Annotated in this window: 12 protein-coding genes; 8 read left to right on the top strand and 4 right to left on the bottom strand. The window is 49.5% G+C overall.

The genetic code is table 11. The features are described from left to right. Position 1: 1 nt before the first annotated feature. The gene (locus LHF31_RS02200) at positions 2–652 is read right to left on the bottom strand and encodes a peroxiredoxin (protein ID WP_298008202.1); all 651 of its coding nucleotides are present in this window, start codon (positions 650–652) and stop codon (positions 2–4) included. Between the two features lie 314 nt (positions 653–966). On the opposite strand from LHF31_RS02200, the gene LHF31_RS02195 reads away from it, so the two are divergent. Next, the gene (locus LHF31_RS02195; RefSeq protein WP_303773344.1) at positions 967–4,218 is read left to right on the top strand and encodes a S8 family serine peptidase; all 3,252 of its coding nucleotides are present in this window, start codon (positions 967–969) and stop codon (positions 4,216–4,218) included. Here the strand turns inward: LHF31_RS02195 and LHF31_RS02190 are convergent. From LHF31_RS02190 to xseA, 3 genes are read right to left on the bottom strand one after another with little or no spacing between them, the layout of a single operon-like run. Next, complete coding sequence (locus tag LHF31_RS02190) at positions 4,215–4,664, bottom strand: divergent PAP2 family protein (RefSeq protein ID WP_298002687.1); 450 nt, start codon at positions 4,662–4,664, stop codon at positions 4,215–4,217. The two genes, LHF31_RS02195 and LHF31_RS02190, sit on opposite strands and share 4 nt — an antisense overlap. A 5-nt stretch (positions 4,665–4,669) precedes the next feature. Further along, complete coding sequence (xseB, locus tag LHF31_RS02185) at positions 4,670–4,891, bottom strand: exodeoxyribonuclease VII small subunit (protein ID WP_298002683.1); 222 nt, start codon at positions 4,889–4,891, stop codon at positions 4,670–4,672. After that, positions 4,891–6,132 (bottom strand): exodeoxyribonuclease VII large subunit, encoded by a 1,242-nt coding sequence (gene xseA, locus LHF31_RS02180; protein WP_298002681.1) that lies wholly within the window; start codon positions 6,130–6,132, stop codon positions 4,891–4,893. The genes xseB and xseA overlap by 1 nt, the downstream gene beginning before the upstream one ends. Positions 6,133–6,624: 492 nt before the next feature. Between xseA and LHF31_RS02175 the strand changes: the two genes are divergently transcribed. From LHF31_RS02175 to LHF31_RS02145, 7 genes are all read left to right on the top strand, one after another. Further along, a complete protein-coding gene (locus LHF31_RS02175) occupies positions 6,625–7,503 on the top strand; it encodes an ABC transporter permease (RefSeq protein WP_298002678.1) in 879 nt (292 codons plus the stop codon). A gap of 63 nt (positions 7,504–7,566) precedes the next feature. After that, positions 7,567–8,652, top strand: a complete 1,086-nt coding sequence (locus LHF31_RS02170; protein ID WP_298002675.1) for a hypothetical protein — start codon at positions 7,567–7,569, stop codon at positions 8,650–8,652. A 2-nt stretch (positions 8,653–8,654) separates the two neighbouring features. Then, positions 8,655–9,929 (top strand): ABC transporter ATP-binding protein, encoded by a 1,275-nt coding sequence (locus LHF31_RS02165; protein ID WP_303773340.1) that lies wholly within the window; start codon positions 8,655–8,657, stop codon positions 9,927–9,929. After that, positions 9,919–11,178 (top strand): glycosyltransferase family 4 protein, encoded by a 1,260-nt coding sequence (locus LHF31_RS02160; RefSeq protein ID WP_298002669.1) that lies wholly within the window; start codon positions 9,919–9,921, stop codon positions 11,176–11,178. The genes LHF31_RS02165 and LHF31_RS02160 overlap by 11 nt, the downstream gene beginning before the upstream one ends. A 349-nt stretch (positions 11,179–11,527) precedes the next feature. Then, the gene (locus LHF31_RS02155) at positions 11,528–12,679 is read left to right on the top strand and encodes a glycosyltransferase family 4 protein (RefSeq protein ID WP_298002666.1); all 1,152 of its coding nucleotides are present in this window, start codon (positions 11,528–11,530) and stop codon (positions 12,677–12,679) included. Between the two features lie 150 nt (positions 12,680–12,829). Then, on the top strand, positions 12,830–14,029 hold the full coding sequence (locus LHF31_RS02150) for a glycosyltransferase family 4 protein (RefSeq protein WP_298002663.1): 1,200 nt from the start codon (positions 12,830–12,832) through the stop codon (positions 14,027–14,029). Positions 14,030–14,043: 14 nt separating this feature from the next. Next, positions 14,044–15,195 carry a glycosyltransferase family 4 protein gene (locus tag LHF31_RS02145; protein WP_298002660.1) on the top strand — a complete coding sequence of 384 codons (1,152 nt, stop codon included), beginning with the start codon at positions 14,044–14,046 and terminating at the stop codon, positions 15,193–15,195. The last annotated feature ends 4 nt before the right edge of the window (positions 15,196–15,199 follow it).

The raw sequence follows: 15,199 nt of genomic DNA, 5'->3' as shown, positions 1-15,199 counted from the left end.
GTTACTTCAATTCTTTCTTGACCAGATACCAGTCAATCACTTCGTAGCCGGGTTTGGGGGTCACATCCACCGCGTCCACGGTCTTGGGTGCCGGGACGATGACCTTATCGCCGGGTCTCCAGTTGGCAGGGGTGGCTACACCGTACTGATCGCTGGTTTGCAGAGCGTCAATCAGGCGCAGGATTTCATCCATGTTGCGACCGGTGGTCAGCGGGTAGTAAATCATTGCCCGCAGAATGCCTTTGGGGTCAATGATAAAGACGGCGCGGACGGCTTCGGTCTTGCTGGCGCCGGGCTGGATCATGCCGTAGAGGGTCGCCACTTCTTTGTTCAGGTCGGCAATCACCGGGAAGGGAATCTTAACGCCGGTCTTCTCTTCGATGTTGCGCACCCAGGCAATGTGCGAGTACACGCTGTCAATGCTCAAACCGAGCAAATCCACACCGCGCTTTTGCAGTTCGGGATAAATCTCGGCAAAAGCGATGAATTCGGTGGTGCATACCGGCGTAAAATCGGCAGGGTGTGAGAAGAGAATTAACCAGCGGTCGCGGAAATCGGAAAGGCGCAGAACGCCGTGAGTGGTTACGGCTTCAAATTCGGGAGCGGGTTCGTTCAAACGCGGGAAGGTGGAAACTTGTGTTTGTTCAGACATGGGATTTTTCCTCACTTTCTTGAAAGGGTTTCTACTGATTTGGATGTGTTTATTTTGCAAAAGTTGCAATCATTCGGGTATTAATTACCCAATCATCAACAATTTTACTGCGTTTTTCTTCTGTATTGTCCAACTTTGAGGGATAGTTTCTATCACCCAAAAGGGTGATTTTGATATTCTTTAGAGAATAGTTCTTATTAGAGAGTATTTATAAACAAATATAAACACTTGCCTGAGCATTTTCACTTCTCAAAGGTATAATTGAAAATAATCCCTACCAACGGGTTTCCTGTTTCTGACAGAAAGGTTTAACCGTGAGTCGTTCCCTCAGGTCTGTGCTGGTGCTGGTATGGCTGTTTTTATGGGTTGCGGTCAGCATGGTGGGAGGCGCCGATGCACAGGGACAACCTGAGGAGGCATCTTTGCTGGTTGAGGTTTCTTCTTCCGGGGATGCCCGCCTGCTGGCAGAACAGGGCGCAGAAGAAATCGCCGATTACGGAATGTTTTCTGTGTGGCGGGTGCCGCGGGCGCAGAACCAACTGCCTGCTTCGTTCCAGATACTTGTCCCAAAAGTGTATTTGCGTGGGGTAACGCTTGATCCATCGGCAGAAAGGGTAGAACCCATCTTGCCGCAGGGGTGGCGTCAGCCCTTGGTTGTCAGCGGGGAGGCGCAGTTATGGCTGGTGCAGTTTGCCGCGCCTGTGCGCGATGAGTGGCTGGCGGGACTGCAGCGAGCCGGGTTGATACCAGTTGCGTATGTCCCCGATCAAGCCTGGCTGGTGTACGGGAGCGCTCCCGATCAGCGTCTTTCTGCTCTGGATATTTCTACGGCAAAAGCCGTGAACTGGCAGGGGGCGTATCATCCCTACTATCGGCTGGCGCCTGCCCTGCGTCCGGATGCCAGGCCTGCTCCACAGGGAGAGGTGGATGTCACCGTGCAGGTGTTTGCGGGTGCGGAAAATCTGGATGCCATGCTGGAGAAACTGGAAGGCTGGGCGCTGGCGCGGTATGGCGAGCGGGAGCAGGTGATGAACCTGGTCAATTTGCGCCTGCGTCTGCCTGCCGGGCGATTGCGCGAAGCGGCGGCTCTTCCCGGAGTGGTTAATGTGGAACCTTTGCTGATTCCTGAACTGCTGGATGAAATTCAGGGGCAGGTGCTGGCGGGCAATTATGCGCTTTCCTCTGGGAAGGTAGTTGCCGAATCCCCCGGGTATCTGGATTGGTTGACCGCGCAGGGATTTCCCACCAGTCCGGAAGCGTACCCGCTGGTGGATGTGATGGATGATGGTCTGGATGCCGGGAATGCCGACGCTTCTCTGCATCCGAACTTTTACCGCTTTGGCTCTCCCGTTAATCCGGATCGGGTGACGTATATCCACAACTGTACGAGCGATCCTCTGGGGAACAATGTGGGTGGACATGGAACGATCAACGTCGGCATTCTGGCAGGATACGATGCCGAGACGCAAAGTTACGAAACGGGCGGATTTCAACTGGGGCTGGGCGTTTCGCCTTTTGGCAGGGTTGCGGCAACCAAACTCTTTTCCAATGCGGGTGGGTTTGACTGGACGCGGTGTTCGGGGTCATACAGCGGCATTCTCCAGCCAGCCTATCAGCAGGGCGCGCGCCTGACCAGCAATTCCTGGGGTGGACGTGATGACGGAGCCTATACCGTCGATTCCCAGGCGTATGATGCCCTGACGCGCGATGCCCTGCCTTCGGTGGCAGGGAATCAGGAAATGCTTCACGTCTTTGCCGCAGGCAACCGCGGACCGTATGCGACTTCCATTTCTACGCCGGGAACTGCTAAAAACGTCCTGACTGTTGGAGCAACGGAAAATCCCCGCGATCATGGTGTGCTGGATGGCTGTTTGTGGATGGACAGCGACAGTGCCGATGATATCGCCGCTTTCTCATCCCGTGGTCCAACGCAGGATGGGCGCGCCAAGCCCGATGTGGTTGCGCCGGGTACGCATGTGCAGGGCGCGGCTTCCCGCGATCCTGCGTATAACGGCAATTCGGTATGCGGTCCAAAGTATTACCCTACCAGCCAGACGTTGTTTACCTGGTCTTCCGGCACCAGCCATTCGACGCCTGCGGTGGCGGGTATGGCGCAACTGCTGTACGAGTACTATCAGCGGGTGCTGTCGTCGGGGCAGTCTCCCAGCCCGGCCATGCTGAAAGCCCTGATCATCCATTCAGCCCGTTACCTGACAGGCGTGGATGCCGGACAGGATCTTCCTTCGACGGGGCAGGGATGGGGAATGCCTGCCCTGGAAAACATTTTGAATGCCCCCGGATGGGTGCTCCGGGATCAGGACCTCCTGCTTACCGAAAGCGGGCAGATGATTGAGATGTACCTGCGCCCGCTCAATCCGGACCAGCCGCTGGCGGTGACGCTGGTGTGGACAGATGCCCCCGGCACCCCCTGGGCGGGAATAGCGCTGGTCAACGATCTGGATTTGCTGGTCACCGCTCAGGGTGCGCAGTTTAACGGCAATCATTTTGCGGGGGCGTTCTCCAGCCCCGGAGGGTCGGCGGATAGACTCAACAACGTGGAGCGGGTGACGCTGGAGCGCGCCGGAGAAGGTGTGTTTCGGGTGCGGGTGATGGCGCGTCAACTGGCGGGAGACGGCGTGCCGGGCAACAGCGACCCAACCGACCAGGATTTTGCCTTGGTGATCAGCAATGCCGAAGTGGTTCCGCCTCAAGCCTTGCTGGTGATGGATGCCGTGCGCATTCAGGAGGTAACGGGCAACCTTGATGGCGTTCTGCAACCCGGCGAGACAGGGGACATCTGGATAACCCTGCGCAATGTTGGCGCGGCGCAGGCAGATGCCGTGCATGCCGCGCTGCTCGATACGGCGGGTGATGTGAGCATCTCACAGGGACAATCCGATTTTCCCGCCATCCCTGCGGGTGAGGCACGCGAGAATCTCACCCCCTTGCGAATCCGGTTGAGTCTGGACAATGACTGTTTTCTGGCGCCGGAAGTAACTTTACAGGTGCTTTCCGGTCAGCAGGAATGGTGGCGGAGGACGCTGGGCATCCCTGCTGCGGCACAACCGGGCGGGCAAATGACACACCTCATGGAAGGCTCTTTTACAATTCCCGATAACAATCCCAGCGGTGTGGAGGTGCCGCTGGAGGTGACTGATGAGTTCCAGATTTTTGATGTGGATGTGCTGGTGAATATCGAGCATACCTATACAGGCGATCTGACAATCTCCCTGATTGCGCCGGATACCAGGGAAATTCTGCTGGCAAACCAGCGCGGAGCATATGGCGATAACTTTATAAATACGATTTTTGACGATGAAGCCCGTATCCCCATCAGTCAGGGGAGACCCCCGTTCACCGGCTCGTTCCAGCCTGAGTCGCCTTTGCGCGTGCTGGATGGCATGCCGGCGCAGGGAATCTGGCGTTTGAAGGTGGTGGATTCGTCGATTAGCGTTACCGGCAGAGTGACGCGCTTTGAACTGCGCCTGACGCCCGCGGTGTGCCTGCGTTATACGCCTTACCGCCTCATCCTTTTCCCCATTTTCAAGGATGCTCCTCTGCCTTAGCCCCACACCCCAAAGCCAATGATGGCGCACAGGATGCCCAGCACCACCCCGGCAACTACCTCGCCCGGGGTGTGCCCGATGACCTCTTTCAGTTCCTGTTCGCTGATGGGATGTCCGGCAAGGAACTCTTCAATGAGCAGATTGATGCGCTCGGCGTGTTTTCCGGCTTCGCGACGCACCCCGGCGGCGTCGTAGAGGACGATCATTGCCATTGCCACGGCAAGCGCGAAGAGGGGGGTATCAAAGCCATGGAACAGTCCAATGGCAACCATGGCACTGACGATGAGGGCAGAGTGTGAACTGGGCATGCCGCCGCTGGAAAACCATAAACCCCACACCCAGCGGCGTGTTTCTAGAAACTCCAGAAATGGCTTGAGGAATTGCGCCAGCCCCCAGGCAATCAGGCTGATCCATAAGACGTGGTTGGAAAGCAACTCCTGGAACATGTTTCCTATCCCAATTCAGTTCCGTTGCTCCCGTTGAGCATTTGAATGCGCACTTCCGCCTGTTCCAGCAACGTGGCGCAGTGTTTTGCCAGCGCCTGCCCGCGTTCATACAGGCTCAGAGTCTCTTCCAGAGAGGGTTGGGCGGTTTCCAGTTTTTCGAGAATGGCTTCCAGTTCGCGCATGGCGTCTTCAAACGAGAGCGTTTCAAAATCATGAGACGGTTCCATTATTTCTCTCCCTCGGCAGGATGAAGCAGGACTTTTTCCACCGTTGCCGCCAGTTTGCCATCTGCCAGATGGATGTGGATGGCATCTCCGGGGTGCGCTTGCCGGGCGCGGGTGAGGATGTTGCCCTGCGGGCTTTCAATCAGGGCGTAACCGCGATCCAGCACTGCCAGCGGATTGAGCGCGCTCAGATGTGCGGTCAGGGCTTGCAGGTGCGCCTGCCGCAGGGCAATCTGGCGTGAGGCGGCATTTTGCAGACGCAGGAGGGCGGTATCCAGCCGCTGACGGTTGTCTTCCACGCGCCGCACCGGTGAGACGCGCCGCAGGCGCAGGTCTATTTGACGCAGACGGTCGCTTTCCTGTTTCAGCCGTTGAACTGCCAGGCGGTTCAGCCGCTGAAGCATGCGTTCCATCTGGATGAGCAAATCGGTGCGGTCGGGGGTGGCAAGGGTGGCGGCGCCGGTCGGGGTGGGCGCGCGCAGATCGGCGGCAAAATCCACCAGAGTGAAGTCGGTTTCGTGTCCCACGCCGGTGATGACCGGTACGCGCGAGGCGGCAACGGCGCGCACCACGCTTTCATCGTTGAACGCCCACAGATCTTCTATGGAGCCTCCGCCCCGCGCCAGCAGAATCACATCCAGGTCGGGAATGCGGTTGAGCGCTTCGAGCGCGCGCACCAGTTCCAGTGGGGCTTCCTCCCCCTGCACGGCTGAGGGAGCCAGAACGACTTCCACCAGCGGGTAGCGCCTCTGCAGGGTGTTGAGGATGTCCTGCAGGGCGGCGCCGGTGGGCGAGGTGACCACGCCAATGCGTCTGGGAAAGGGCGGAATGGGACGTTTGCGCTCTTCGGCAAACAATCCTTCGGCTTCCAGTCGGGCTTTCAGGCGCAGGAACTGCTGGTACAGCCAGCCTTCCCCTGCCGGTCGCACTGCGGTGATGTAGAACTGATAGTTCCCGCCCTGTTCGTACACCCCGATCGAACCAAAGGCTTCGATTGCCATTCCATCCTGCAAAGCCACCCGCAGGGTGCGTGCGGCATTCCGCCAGATGACACATTTCAGAGCCGCGCCGCTGTCTTTGAGGGTGAAGTACATGTGCCCCGAGGCAGCGCGGGTGAAGTTGGAAATTTCTCCCGCCACCCAGATTTCGCTCAGGGCAGGTTCGCTTTCCAGCAGGGTGCGGATGAGGCGGGTCAGTTCGCTGACGCTCAGGGTGGGGCTGGGAAATAGAGAAGGCATTTCCATGTGGGCTTAATTGTACCCTGCCCGCTGGTCTTTGGGTATTAAGAATTTAACGCTTTTGTAACTTGCCATATTCGTCGGGTTGCATTAGAATTTCCTTAAAGCGTTTTCAGAAGCCCACAATATCTATGGGGGTATCATTGGGGCAGGTCTCACAGAAGTTTACCATTTCACATTGCACATCTTCCGGGTTCAGGGCTTGGGATATGGGATTTCCATTGGGCTTTTCCATTCTGTAGCAGGCAGATGAAGCCTCTGAGGGGAGAGGCTTTTTCTTGATGCCTCCCCTGCTGGCAGAAAGCGGGGGATGGATAGGGGTATCGGCAGGGTTCTGGTTTTAAAGGTAAGTTTTTTCTGAGATATAACGCGCCGCTGGTCTTTTGTCCGGGAAGACGAAAGCGAGCCGGCGCCTCACAGAAAGGATGACTCCCGGCTGGAGCGCGTCTCCTGTCGAAAGGGCGGAGCGCGCCCGCCAACCGATAGATATCAACGGATATGACCATTAAACCTTCTTCTATAACTCCCCAAACCAGCGAGAACTGGGACCTGATTATTCAGCCCCAGCGCAACCTGCTGGATTTACGTCTGGGTGAACTGTGGCGTTACCGCGACCTGGTTCTGCTCTTTGTGCGCCGGGATTTTGTGGCGGCGTATAAGCAAACTATTCTGGGTCCGCTGTGGTACCTGATTCAGCCGCTGTTGACCACCATTACCTTCACGGTCATTTTTGGCAGGATTGCCAGTCTGCCCACGGATGGGTTGCCGCAGTTCCTTTTTTACATGTCTGGAACGGTGATCTGGTCTTACTTTGCCGAGTGTTTGAACAAGACATCCAATACCTTCGTGCAGAATGCCAGCCTGTTCGGCAAGGTGTATTTCCCCCGCATGGCGGTTCCGGTATCCATCCTCATTTCCAATCTGATCACTTTTCTGATGCAGTTTGTGCTTTTCCTGGGGTTTGTGGTTTTCTTTATCCTGCGGGGTACGCCCATCCACATGAACTGGGCATGGGTGGCGCTTTCGCCCATCCTGGTGCTGATGATGGCTGGGCTGGGACTGGGGTTTGGCATCATCATTTCTTCGCTGACCACCAAATACCGTGACCTGCGCTTTCTGGTGCAGTTTGGCGTGCAGTTGCTCATGTACGCCACGCCGGTGATTTATCCGGTTTCGTCCATCCCGGCGCGTTTTCAGCCGCTTCTGCAGGCAAACCCCATGACGCCCATTGTTGAAGCCTTCCGTTTTGCTTTCCTGGGCGCCGGTACGGTAAGCCCGGGGCAGTTGCTGTACAGTTTTCTCTTCATGGTGGTGCTGGTGTTCATCGGTGCGGTGATCTTTAACCGTGTCGAGCAGACGTTCATGGATACGGTGTAAGCAGGAGGAGATGAATGGTTACATCACCAGAATTGGTATAGTCTATATCGATAAGGAAAGCCCATGCTTAAAAACTCCCGTTCAGTTTTGATTTTTCTCCTTTTTCTTTTTCTGTTTTTATCTATTTTTATGAGTTCAGTACTGCACCATAACTTTATGCAGTCGGATGTTTTAGATTACTGGAACAATAGTTTATCTTGGAAAACGCCTTATCACTCATTTCATGTTCCTGGGTATCCTCTTCTCATTGCTCTTTTCCGCCTGGTTACTTTTGGGTTACTTCAACCAGTATTCTTGATGACAGGCATTAATTTGATTTCGTTTCTGGGCAGTGCTGTGGTGTTAGTCCAGATTTTCAAGAAAATGGGTCTGGACGCTCAAATTTCAAATTTAGGGGTCCTTTTGTTTGGTTTATGGCCCTTTGTTGGCTTAACTTACACTGTGGTTCCATTAGCAGATATTCCTGCGATATTTTTCTTCCTCGCTGGGTTTCTTTTCCTGATTTCAAAACGCATGTTTTTTGCCGGACTTTTCTTTGGAATATCTCTGATTACTCATAAAGCAATGTGGTTATTTGTAGGATTAATAGTTATTGCATATCTTCTTTCCTCAAAAAAACTGGCAATAAAAGAATTTTTACCGTTTTTCCTGTTGCTGGGACTGCCTATAGGATTATTGTGGGCTTTAGGGGCAACATATCATCATTCTCTTACATGGATATTTTCCAGTAATTTACAGGTAGAGGTATCTTCCAGAAGTCATTTACCTGTTCTGGATGGTTTGATTGGAACCTTATTACAGGGAGGGGAAAAGTCTTTAATCAAAGGTATTCTTCTCTGGGCTTTCGCTGTGTTTACATTTTCCTTATTGGTAATACAGGTTCAAAAGAAATCGGTTTACTCTCCTTATGGAGTGGCACTTATACTGGGAGTCGCTCTTCTTTTTGTTTTTCTAAACCAGAGTGAAATTTGGGCGGCAGTTCGGTTCAGTCGGCTATTAGTAATCCCGTTTGTGGGTATTTTTGCCTCGTTTCCTGAATGGCGTAATGCTCTTTTGTCTAAACCTTGGTTAGTGGTTATGGTATTGGTTGGTTTAATAGCCAGTCAATTTGTTTATGCCTGGTACATCGCTAGAGTTTACTTCGGATAACAATGGGTACTGTAATCTCTGTTGAACACCTTTCCAAAGCCTATCGCCTCGGTCAAATTGGCACGGGCACCTTTGCACGCGATTTAGAAGTGTGGTGGGCAAAATTGCGCGGTAAGCCCAACCCCCTGCTGAAGATTGGACAGGAAGACCACGGTAACCGCGATGGTGAGATCATCTGGGCGCTGAAGGATGTTTCGTTCACCGTGGAGCAGGGAGAAGTGTTGGGCATCATCGGGCGCAATGGAGCCGGGAAGAGCACCCTGCTCAAGATTCTTTCGCGCATCACCGCGCCCACCGAGGGCAGGGTGAAGGTGAAAGGACGCATTGCCAGTTTGCTGGAGGTGGGCACCGGCTTCCATCCCGAACTGACCGGACGGGAGAATATTTACCTCAATGGCGCCATCCTCGGCATGTCCCGCCGTGAGATTGACCGCAAGTTCGATGAAATCGTCGCCTTTGCAGAGATTGAGCCCTTCATTGATACCCCGGTGAAGCGCTACTCCAGCGGAATGTATGTGCGCCTTGCCTTTGCAGTCGCCGCCCATCTGGATGCGGAGATCCTCCTGGTGGATGAGGTGCTGGCGGTGGGCGATGCTGAGTTTCAGAAAAAGTGCCTGGGGAAAATGGGCGAGGTGTCTTCTCAGGAGGGCAGGACGGTGCTCTTCGTCAGTCACAATATGGCGGCGGTGGTAAATCTGTGCCCGACGAGTATTTTTTTGGAAAATGGAACCATAAAATTGAGAGAGCAATCTTCAAAGGTAATTGAAGAATACTTGAGGGTCCCATCTGTTGAGAAAATCGATCTGAATGAATACCGTCCAAAATGGGCGTTACCTTACATTACTTCTGTAAAATTAGTAAATGCTAGAGGAGAAAATACTGATACGGTCCCAATGGGTTCCGATTTGATTATTAAGGTTAAATATTCCTGTCCACAGGGAAGACATTTATCGAAACCGTTTTTGGGGATCACTATCCATCATGCTTCAAGAGGAACGGTGGGTGGACTCAATACAAGGAGGGTTGAATTACGCCGAATTGATCGTCCGTACCATTCTGCTACCCTTACTTGTGTAGTCCCGCATGTTCCGCTTCTTCAGGGGCAATATACCGTAGATATCTGGTTAGGGGATGAACCCAAAGATGTAGATGCTTTGATGGGGTGTCTGAGATTTTCGGTTATAGAGGCGGATGTGTATGAGTCAGGTAGACCCCCCGATCCTCGCATCGGAGTCGTGTATTTTCATCCCCGATGGGAGATTGAGATTGAAGACTGAAGTCAGAAAAATGGTCAAGAGTTTCACCCGGGAAAGTTCTAAAGAGACAATTCTTATCCTTGTTAGTAATAAAAAAACCCTTCCTCCACTGGGTGATCACCATGGGATAGTAGATTTGATTGACCATCCAATCCGTCTATTACTCGATCAGGAAAATATTAAAGTGATATCCTTCTGGGATAATCGTTTAAAAAATTTAATTTACGATCCGTCTATATACTATCATGCCGATTCTCGTTATAAAAATGTGTTTTCGTTTATTCCGTACCGTGTTCGTAAAAAAATTTTTAGAGTGGCTAATCCTGAGATTTGTTCTCGTTATTTCCATGCGCTGCAAATAGCCAAAAAAATCCGCCCCACTTTTATTATTACTCATGTGGATTTGAAACTGGCTTTGCTGGCTGCGAAATTTCTCCCTCATTCGAAACATGTTTATTATTATCACGGGAGCATTTTACACAATAATATTAATTTTCAACAGTGGAATGAATTGGAAACCAGATTCGATGGAATTGTGTTTATCACGAAATCCGTGGTTGAAGGTTTGAAAGCAAAATTTGGGCAATGTAACATTCCATATAGAGTAATATTGAACGCCATAGATTTAGAGTGGGCTCACCCTGAAAAGAGAAACGCTTTGAGAGAGGTTGCAAGACGCCAGTGGAGAATTCGCCCGGAAGAAATTTTGATTATATATGCGGGCAGGTTGCAACCCACTAAAGGACTGATGCCATTGGTAAAGGGCTTCTTAAATGCATATCAGAAGAATCCTAAACTTCGTCTGGTTATTGCAGGGGATCCTGCGAGAGAAACTTACGGAAATTTCCAGCTTGTTGATGAATTGAAAAAATTATCTTCTCACCTTCCAGATTATGTTGTCCAATATCCAGGATGGCTGGACCGGGAAAATCTCCAATTTCTTTATTCAGCGGCAGATATTTCTGTATTGCTTTCAATGCCTGAAGAAGGAGAAGCCAATTCATTATTTCTGATGGAGTCCATGGGATTTGGGATTCCCTGTATTGCTACCCGGGTGGGGGGGAATCCAGAAGTCATCGAGGATACCGGTATTTTGATTGACCCGTTAAACGCAGAACAGGAATTGTCCCGCGCGCTTGAGGTATTATCCAGTTCCTCGATTCGTGAACAATTTGGGCAGAAAGCAGCAGAACGCGCTCATTCATTTTTCTCCTATCAACGTGTGGCAGATGAATTGCTTGATTTTATTAATTCTCTGCGGCTGACTTAAGACATGTCGAAAAAGGCAGAATCTGTATCAATCCGCAGAAAATATCACAGAAGCGGTTAGGGGATTTTCATGGATATCTGAATTGATCAAGCCGACAACTATTTTGCTGATATTGTGCTTGTTTTTTTTACGCTTTGTGAAATATGAATGCCTTAATCAAATGGTGTTTAGGTAACATTCAAATTGCCATTTCTGATAGTTCTGATTGGAACTTCGAGGGGCAAAGCGGGAATTTTAGTTAGTGCAACTTTTATTTTGTTACCGGGCGCAGTTTTACACCCAGCAAGACAGGATTTTTAACAAGCAGGTGAAAGGGATTTGAAAGGGTTTTTTAAGGGGTAAAAGGCTCATGAAAATTATCGAAGTATCTAATACTTTCCCACCAGAAACCTTTATCCAAAGGCATATTCAGTCACTGGTTGAACATGGTATCTTTGTTCATCTGGTGGCACGCAGTTATGACTATTCTGGCTCTGCCAGCCTTGCATTGCCCTCTCTAAACTTACCCGCCTCAATCATGCCTAACTTTAATCACTTGAGTCTTCCTGATAAAATTATCAGTACTCGCTGGTTAACCTTCCGAAGTATTGCAAGCCCGGAGAAAGCATTATCCAACAAGGTAATACTGGGTTTTTTTGATCGGCTGTGTCCGGATCTGATCCATTTTCATAATGCCGGTCTGGCAGCATCCATGGCATGGATTCCTGATATGCTGGGGGTGCCTTATACGATCAGTCTGAGAGGAAGTGATGTCCAGGTTTTTCCGCTTCAATCGGTGAAGCAGAAAGAGATTTTTATTCAAACCCTTGAAAATGCCACCTCTATTCACAGTGTGTGCAATGCACTGGGAAATCTGGTCAAAGAATGGTACGGAGTTTGCAAGACGATTAAAACCATTTATACAACCCTTCCCATTCCTGAAAACTTGCCAGAGTACTCTTCTTCACAACCAAAAGGTATGTACCATTTTCTTTCCACTGGAAGAATGGTATGGCACAAAGGTTTTGACCAGTTAATTTTTGCATTGAATAGACTGCAAAAAACAGGTTTTATGGCTCAACTAATCCTGGCAGGGGATGGCCCTGAGATGGATCATCTGTTGTATTTGCGTAAAATGATGGGACTTGATTCGGATATAGTTTTCCCCGGCAAACTGGGGTATGGAGACATTCAAATCCACATGCGAGCAGCGCATGCATATATTCAATCTTCAATTGCTGAAGGGTTAAGCAATTCTCTGATTGAGGCGGTTGTGAATGGCGTGCCAGTGTTTGCAACCAGTGTTGGTGGTACCCGGGAAATTATTGATGATGGGGTAACAGGAGTGCTTCTTCCTCCGTTTTCTCCCCATTTATGGCCAGAAAAATTGATTCTTGTTCAAGATTTCCATTTGATGGAGAGACTGCGCACCGCTGCTTACGAAAGGGCTAAATTGCTATTTTCAGCGGAACGTCATGCCACCGAGTTTGCTTCATTTTATCAAGAGGCGCTAAGTGGGTAAAATTCGTGTCGTCAGTGTATTTGTACCCATAATGTATGGGGAGACTATTGCGCACAGGTGCTGTTTTCACAGTCTTGTTTTGTCGTTTCTCGATATTTTGGACAGGTTGGAATGACTCTATTTTTATTCTATTTATAATTTATTCACACTATGAAAGTTGCCATTGTTTCCACTTCTTTTCTCGATCCTTCCCATGATCATATTGGAAGGTGGGTAAAAGGATTGCTTGACTCTGGAATAGATATTCATATTTTCACAGAAAGCAAAGACTTGCAAACAAGCGTAGATGAAGGGCTTACCGCCTCGTTTTTTACCAATCGGGTGCATGTGCTTGGTAACTTACGCTCTCCAACAAAAGTTCCTTTGGAGAATTATCAAAAAAGCATTTGGTTCTTATTTCAACCTGTCCGAGTGATGTTTTTAATGAGAACTGTCCAGAAATACGAAAAAGTTTGGAGAAGTTCTTTCCGCAAAATTACTGAATATTTCCCGTGGGGTAACATGCAATTTGATATTGTGCATTTTAACTATCCGAGAATTGCGCTCAGACGGTTTGAATTGGGAGAATTATTTCATGCTAAAACCCTGGTAAGTTTTCGGGGACAGGACTTAATCTTTTACCCCGGGTTGTTTTCTCCTTTGTTTGAAAACGCCGATTGGTTGCATTTTATTTCCCGCCATTTGTATGTAGAAGCACAACATCAAGGATTCCTTAAGCCAAATTATTCGATAATATCTCCCATGGTTGATATTAATTTTTACCATCCCAGCCAATACCCCAAACCGGCAAAGGGAAAAAATGATGAATGGCTTTTTTATACCGCTGCCCGTTTGTATTGGATAAAGGGATTTGAATACTTATTGGAGGCGATTCGTATTTTGTTGGACAAGGGTTGGAGAATTCACTACTACATTTCAGGAACAGGTGATCAGGAGCATTCAGTTCTATACACCATAAAAGATTTACATCTGGAAGAACATGTTCATCTGTTGGGCTGGTCAAAACCAGAGGTCAAGAAACAATGGATGCAAAAAGCAGATCTTTACGTATTGGGTAGTGTAAATGAGGGGTTTAATAATAGCGTGCTTCAGGCACAGGCGTGTGGTTTGCCGGTAGTGTGCTCCGATGCGGGGGGGCTTCCAGAAAATATCCAGGATGGAGTAACTGGTATGATTGCTCGCAGAAGAGACGCGAAGGATTTTGCAGATAAAATTGAGTATTTACTCAGTAACCCGGATTTGCTCATCCAGATGGGCAAAAACGCTCGCCAAAGAGTCGTTCAGCATTTTTCGATTGACAGAGTGGTTACCCAATTTGTAGAAATGTACTCTCATATTTATCAACTGTAAAGGAAATTGAAAGCATGGGGGCTCACATTGGTTATATTTGTGAAGAGTACCCTCCTTCTCTTCATGGTGGGATTGGGACGATGACCCGTGACCTTGCGGAAAACCTGGTACAAAAGGGATATCAGGTCACTATTGTAGGGGTGCATCCTCAAGATAAAATACCTCTGTTTACAGCCAGAAAAGAAGTTTTGAAAGGGGTTGATGTTGTGCGTCTTTCTTCCACGGTTCCACTGGTAGGTAGGCGCGTGGGTATGCTTTTTGACAGGCTATGGCTTTATGTTTGGGTAAAGAAAATTCATCTCAGACATCCCTTTCAGATTATTGAGACTCCCGATTATCAGGGGCCCCTTGCACTTGGCGCTCCAAGACTGGTTCCACTGGTTTGTCGCTTAAATGGTTCAGCACTTCACTTTGACCTTGAAATGGGTGTACAGCGTGCGTCGCGCCTTACCTATTTTTTTGAAAAACAGCAATTGTCTCGCGCTCAATCCATTGTGGCCGTTTCGGACTATACGGGACGAAAGACTATCGAACAGTTTGGATTAAAAAACCGTTCCTTCGATGTTATTCATAACGCAGTAGATTCGCAGTTTTTTACTCCCAATTTGCAACAATCAATTTCTTCGGATGGGATTATCTTTATTGGTTCTCTGGTGTGGCGGAAAGGAATTGACGAATTTTTGAATGCCATGATTTTGGTTTGTCAAAAGTTTTCGCCTTGTAAGGTTTATATTGTAGGAAAGTCTACGCCTATCCGAATTGAAGAATTTAAGAACAGGATACCTGAAGGGATACGGGATCAATTCGTCTTTACTGGTCATGTAAACAGGAATGAACTTCTTACTTTACTCAGACAAACTTTCATTGCGGTATTTCCTTCTAAAGCAGAAGCATTTCCAATTGCTCCACTGGAAGCGATGGCTGTGGGAAAAGCCGTCGTGCTTACCAACCGGACTTCTGGACCGGAAGTTATTGAAGATGGTATTAGTGGTTTGCTGTGTAACCCGTATGACCCTTTAGATATCGCTGAAAAAGTTGTAATGTTATTGAAAAATCCTCGGTGGGCGGTAGATTTAGGAATAAACGCGCGAAAAAGAGTGATTGAAAGATTCGATAAAGATGAATGGCTCTCTCGTAATATTGCTTTTTATCAGAAATTGTGGTGAAGCA

The sequence above is a fragment of the Anaerolinea thermophila genome (assembly GCF_020723905.1).
In the GTDB taxonomy this organism is placed as follows: Bacteria; Chloroflexota; Anaerolineae; order Anaerolineales; family Anaerolineaceae; genus Anaerolinea; species Anaerolinea thermophila_A.
The sequence above is the reverse complement of the archived record's forward strand: the minus strand, read 5'-3'. Positions and strand labels throughout refer to the sequence as shown.

Bases quoted from the DNA above. Each gene is read 5' to 3' on its own strand.
- LHF31_RS02200 (WP_298008202.1), bottom strand. From the start codon at position 652: ATGTCTGAACAAACACAAGTTTCCACCTTCCCGCGTTTGAACGAACCC.
- LHF31_RS02190 (WP_298002687.1), bottom strand. From the start codon at position 4,664: ATGTTCCAGGAGTTGCTTTCCAACCACGTCTTATGGATCAGCCTGATT.
- xseB (WP_298002683.1), bottom strand. From the start codon at position 4,891: ATGGAACCGTCTCATGATTTTGAAACGCTCTCGTTTGAAGACGCCATG.
- xseA (WP_298002681.1), bottom strand. From the start codon at position 6,132: ATGGAAATGCCTTCTCTATTTCCCAGCCCCACCCTGAGCGTCAGCGAA.
- LHF31_RS02175 (WP_298002678.1), top strand. From the start codon at position 6,625: ATGACCATTAAACCTTCTTCTATAACTCCCCAAACCAGCGAGAACTGG.
- LHF31_RS02170 (WP_298002675.1), top strand. From the start codon at position 7,567: ATGCTTAAAAACTCCCGTTCAGTTTTGATTTTTCTCCTTTTTCTTTTT.
- LHF31_RS02165 (WP_303773340.1), top strand. From the start codon at position 8,655: ATGGGTACTGTAATCTCTGTTGAACACCTTTCCAAAGCCTATCGCCTC.
- LHF31_RS02155 (WP_298002666.1), top strand. From the start codon at position 11,528: ATGAAAATTATCGAAGTATCTAATACTTTCCCACCAGAAACCTTTATC.
- LHF31_RS02150 (WP_298002663.1), top strand. From the start codon at position 12,830: ATGAAAGTTGCCATTGTTTCCACTTCTTTTCTCGATCCTTCCCATGAT.
- LHF31_RS02145 (WP_298002660.1), top strand. From the start codon at position 14,044: ATGGGGGCTCACATTGGTTATATTTGTGAAGAGTACCCTCCTTCTCTT.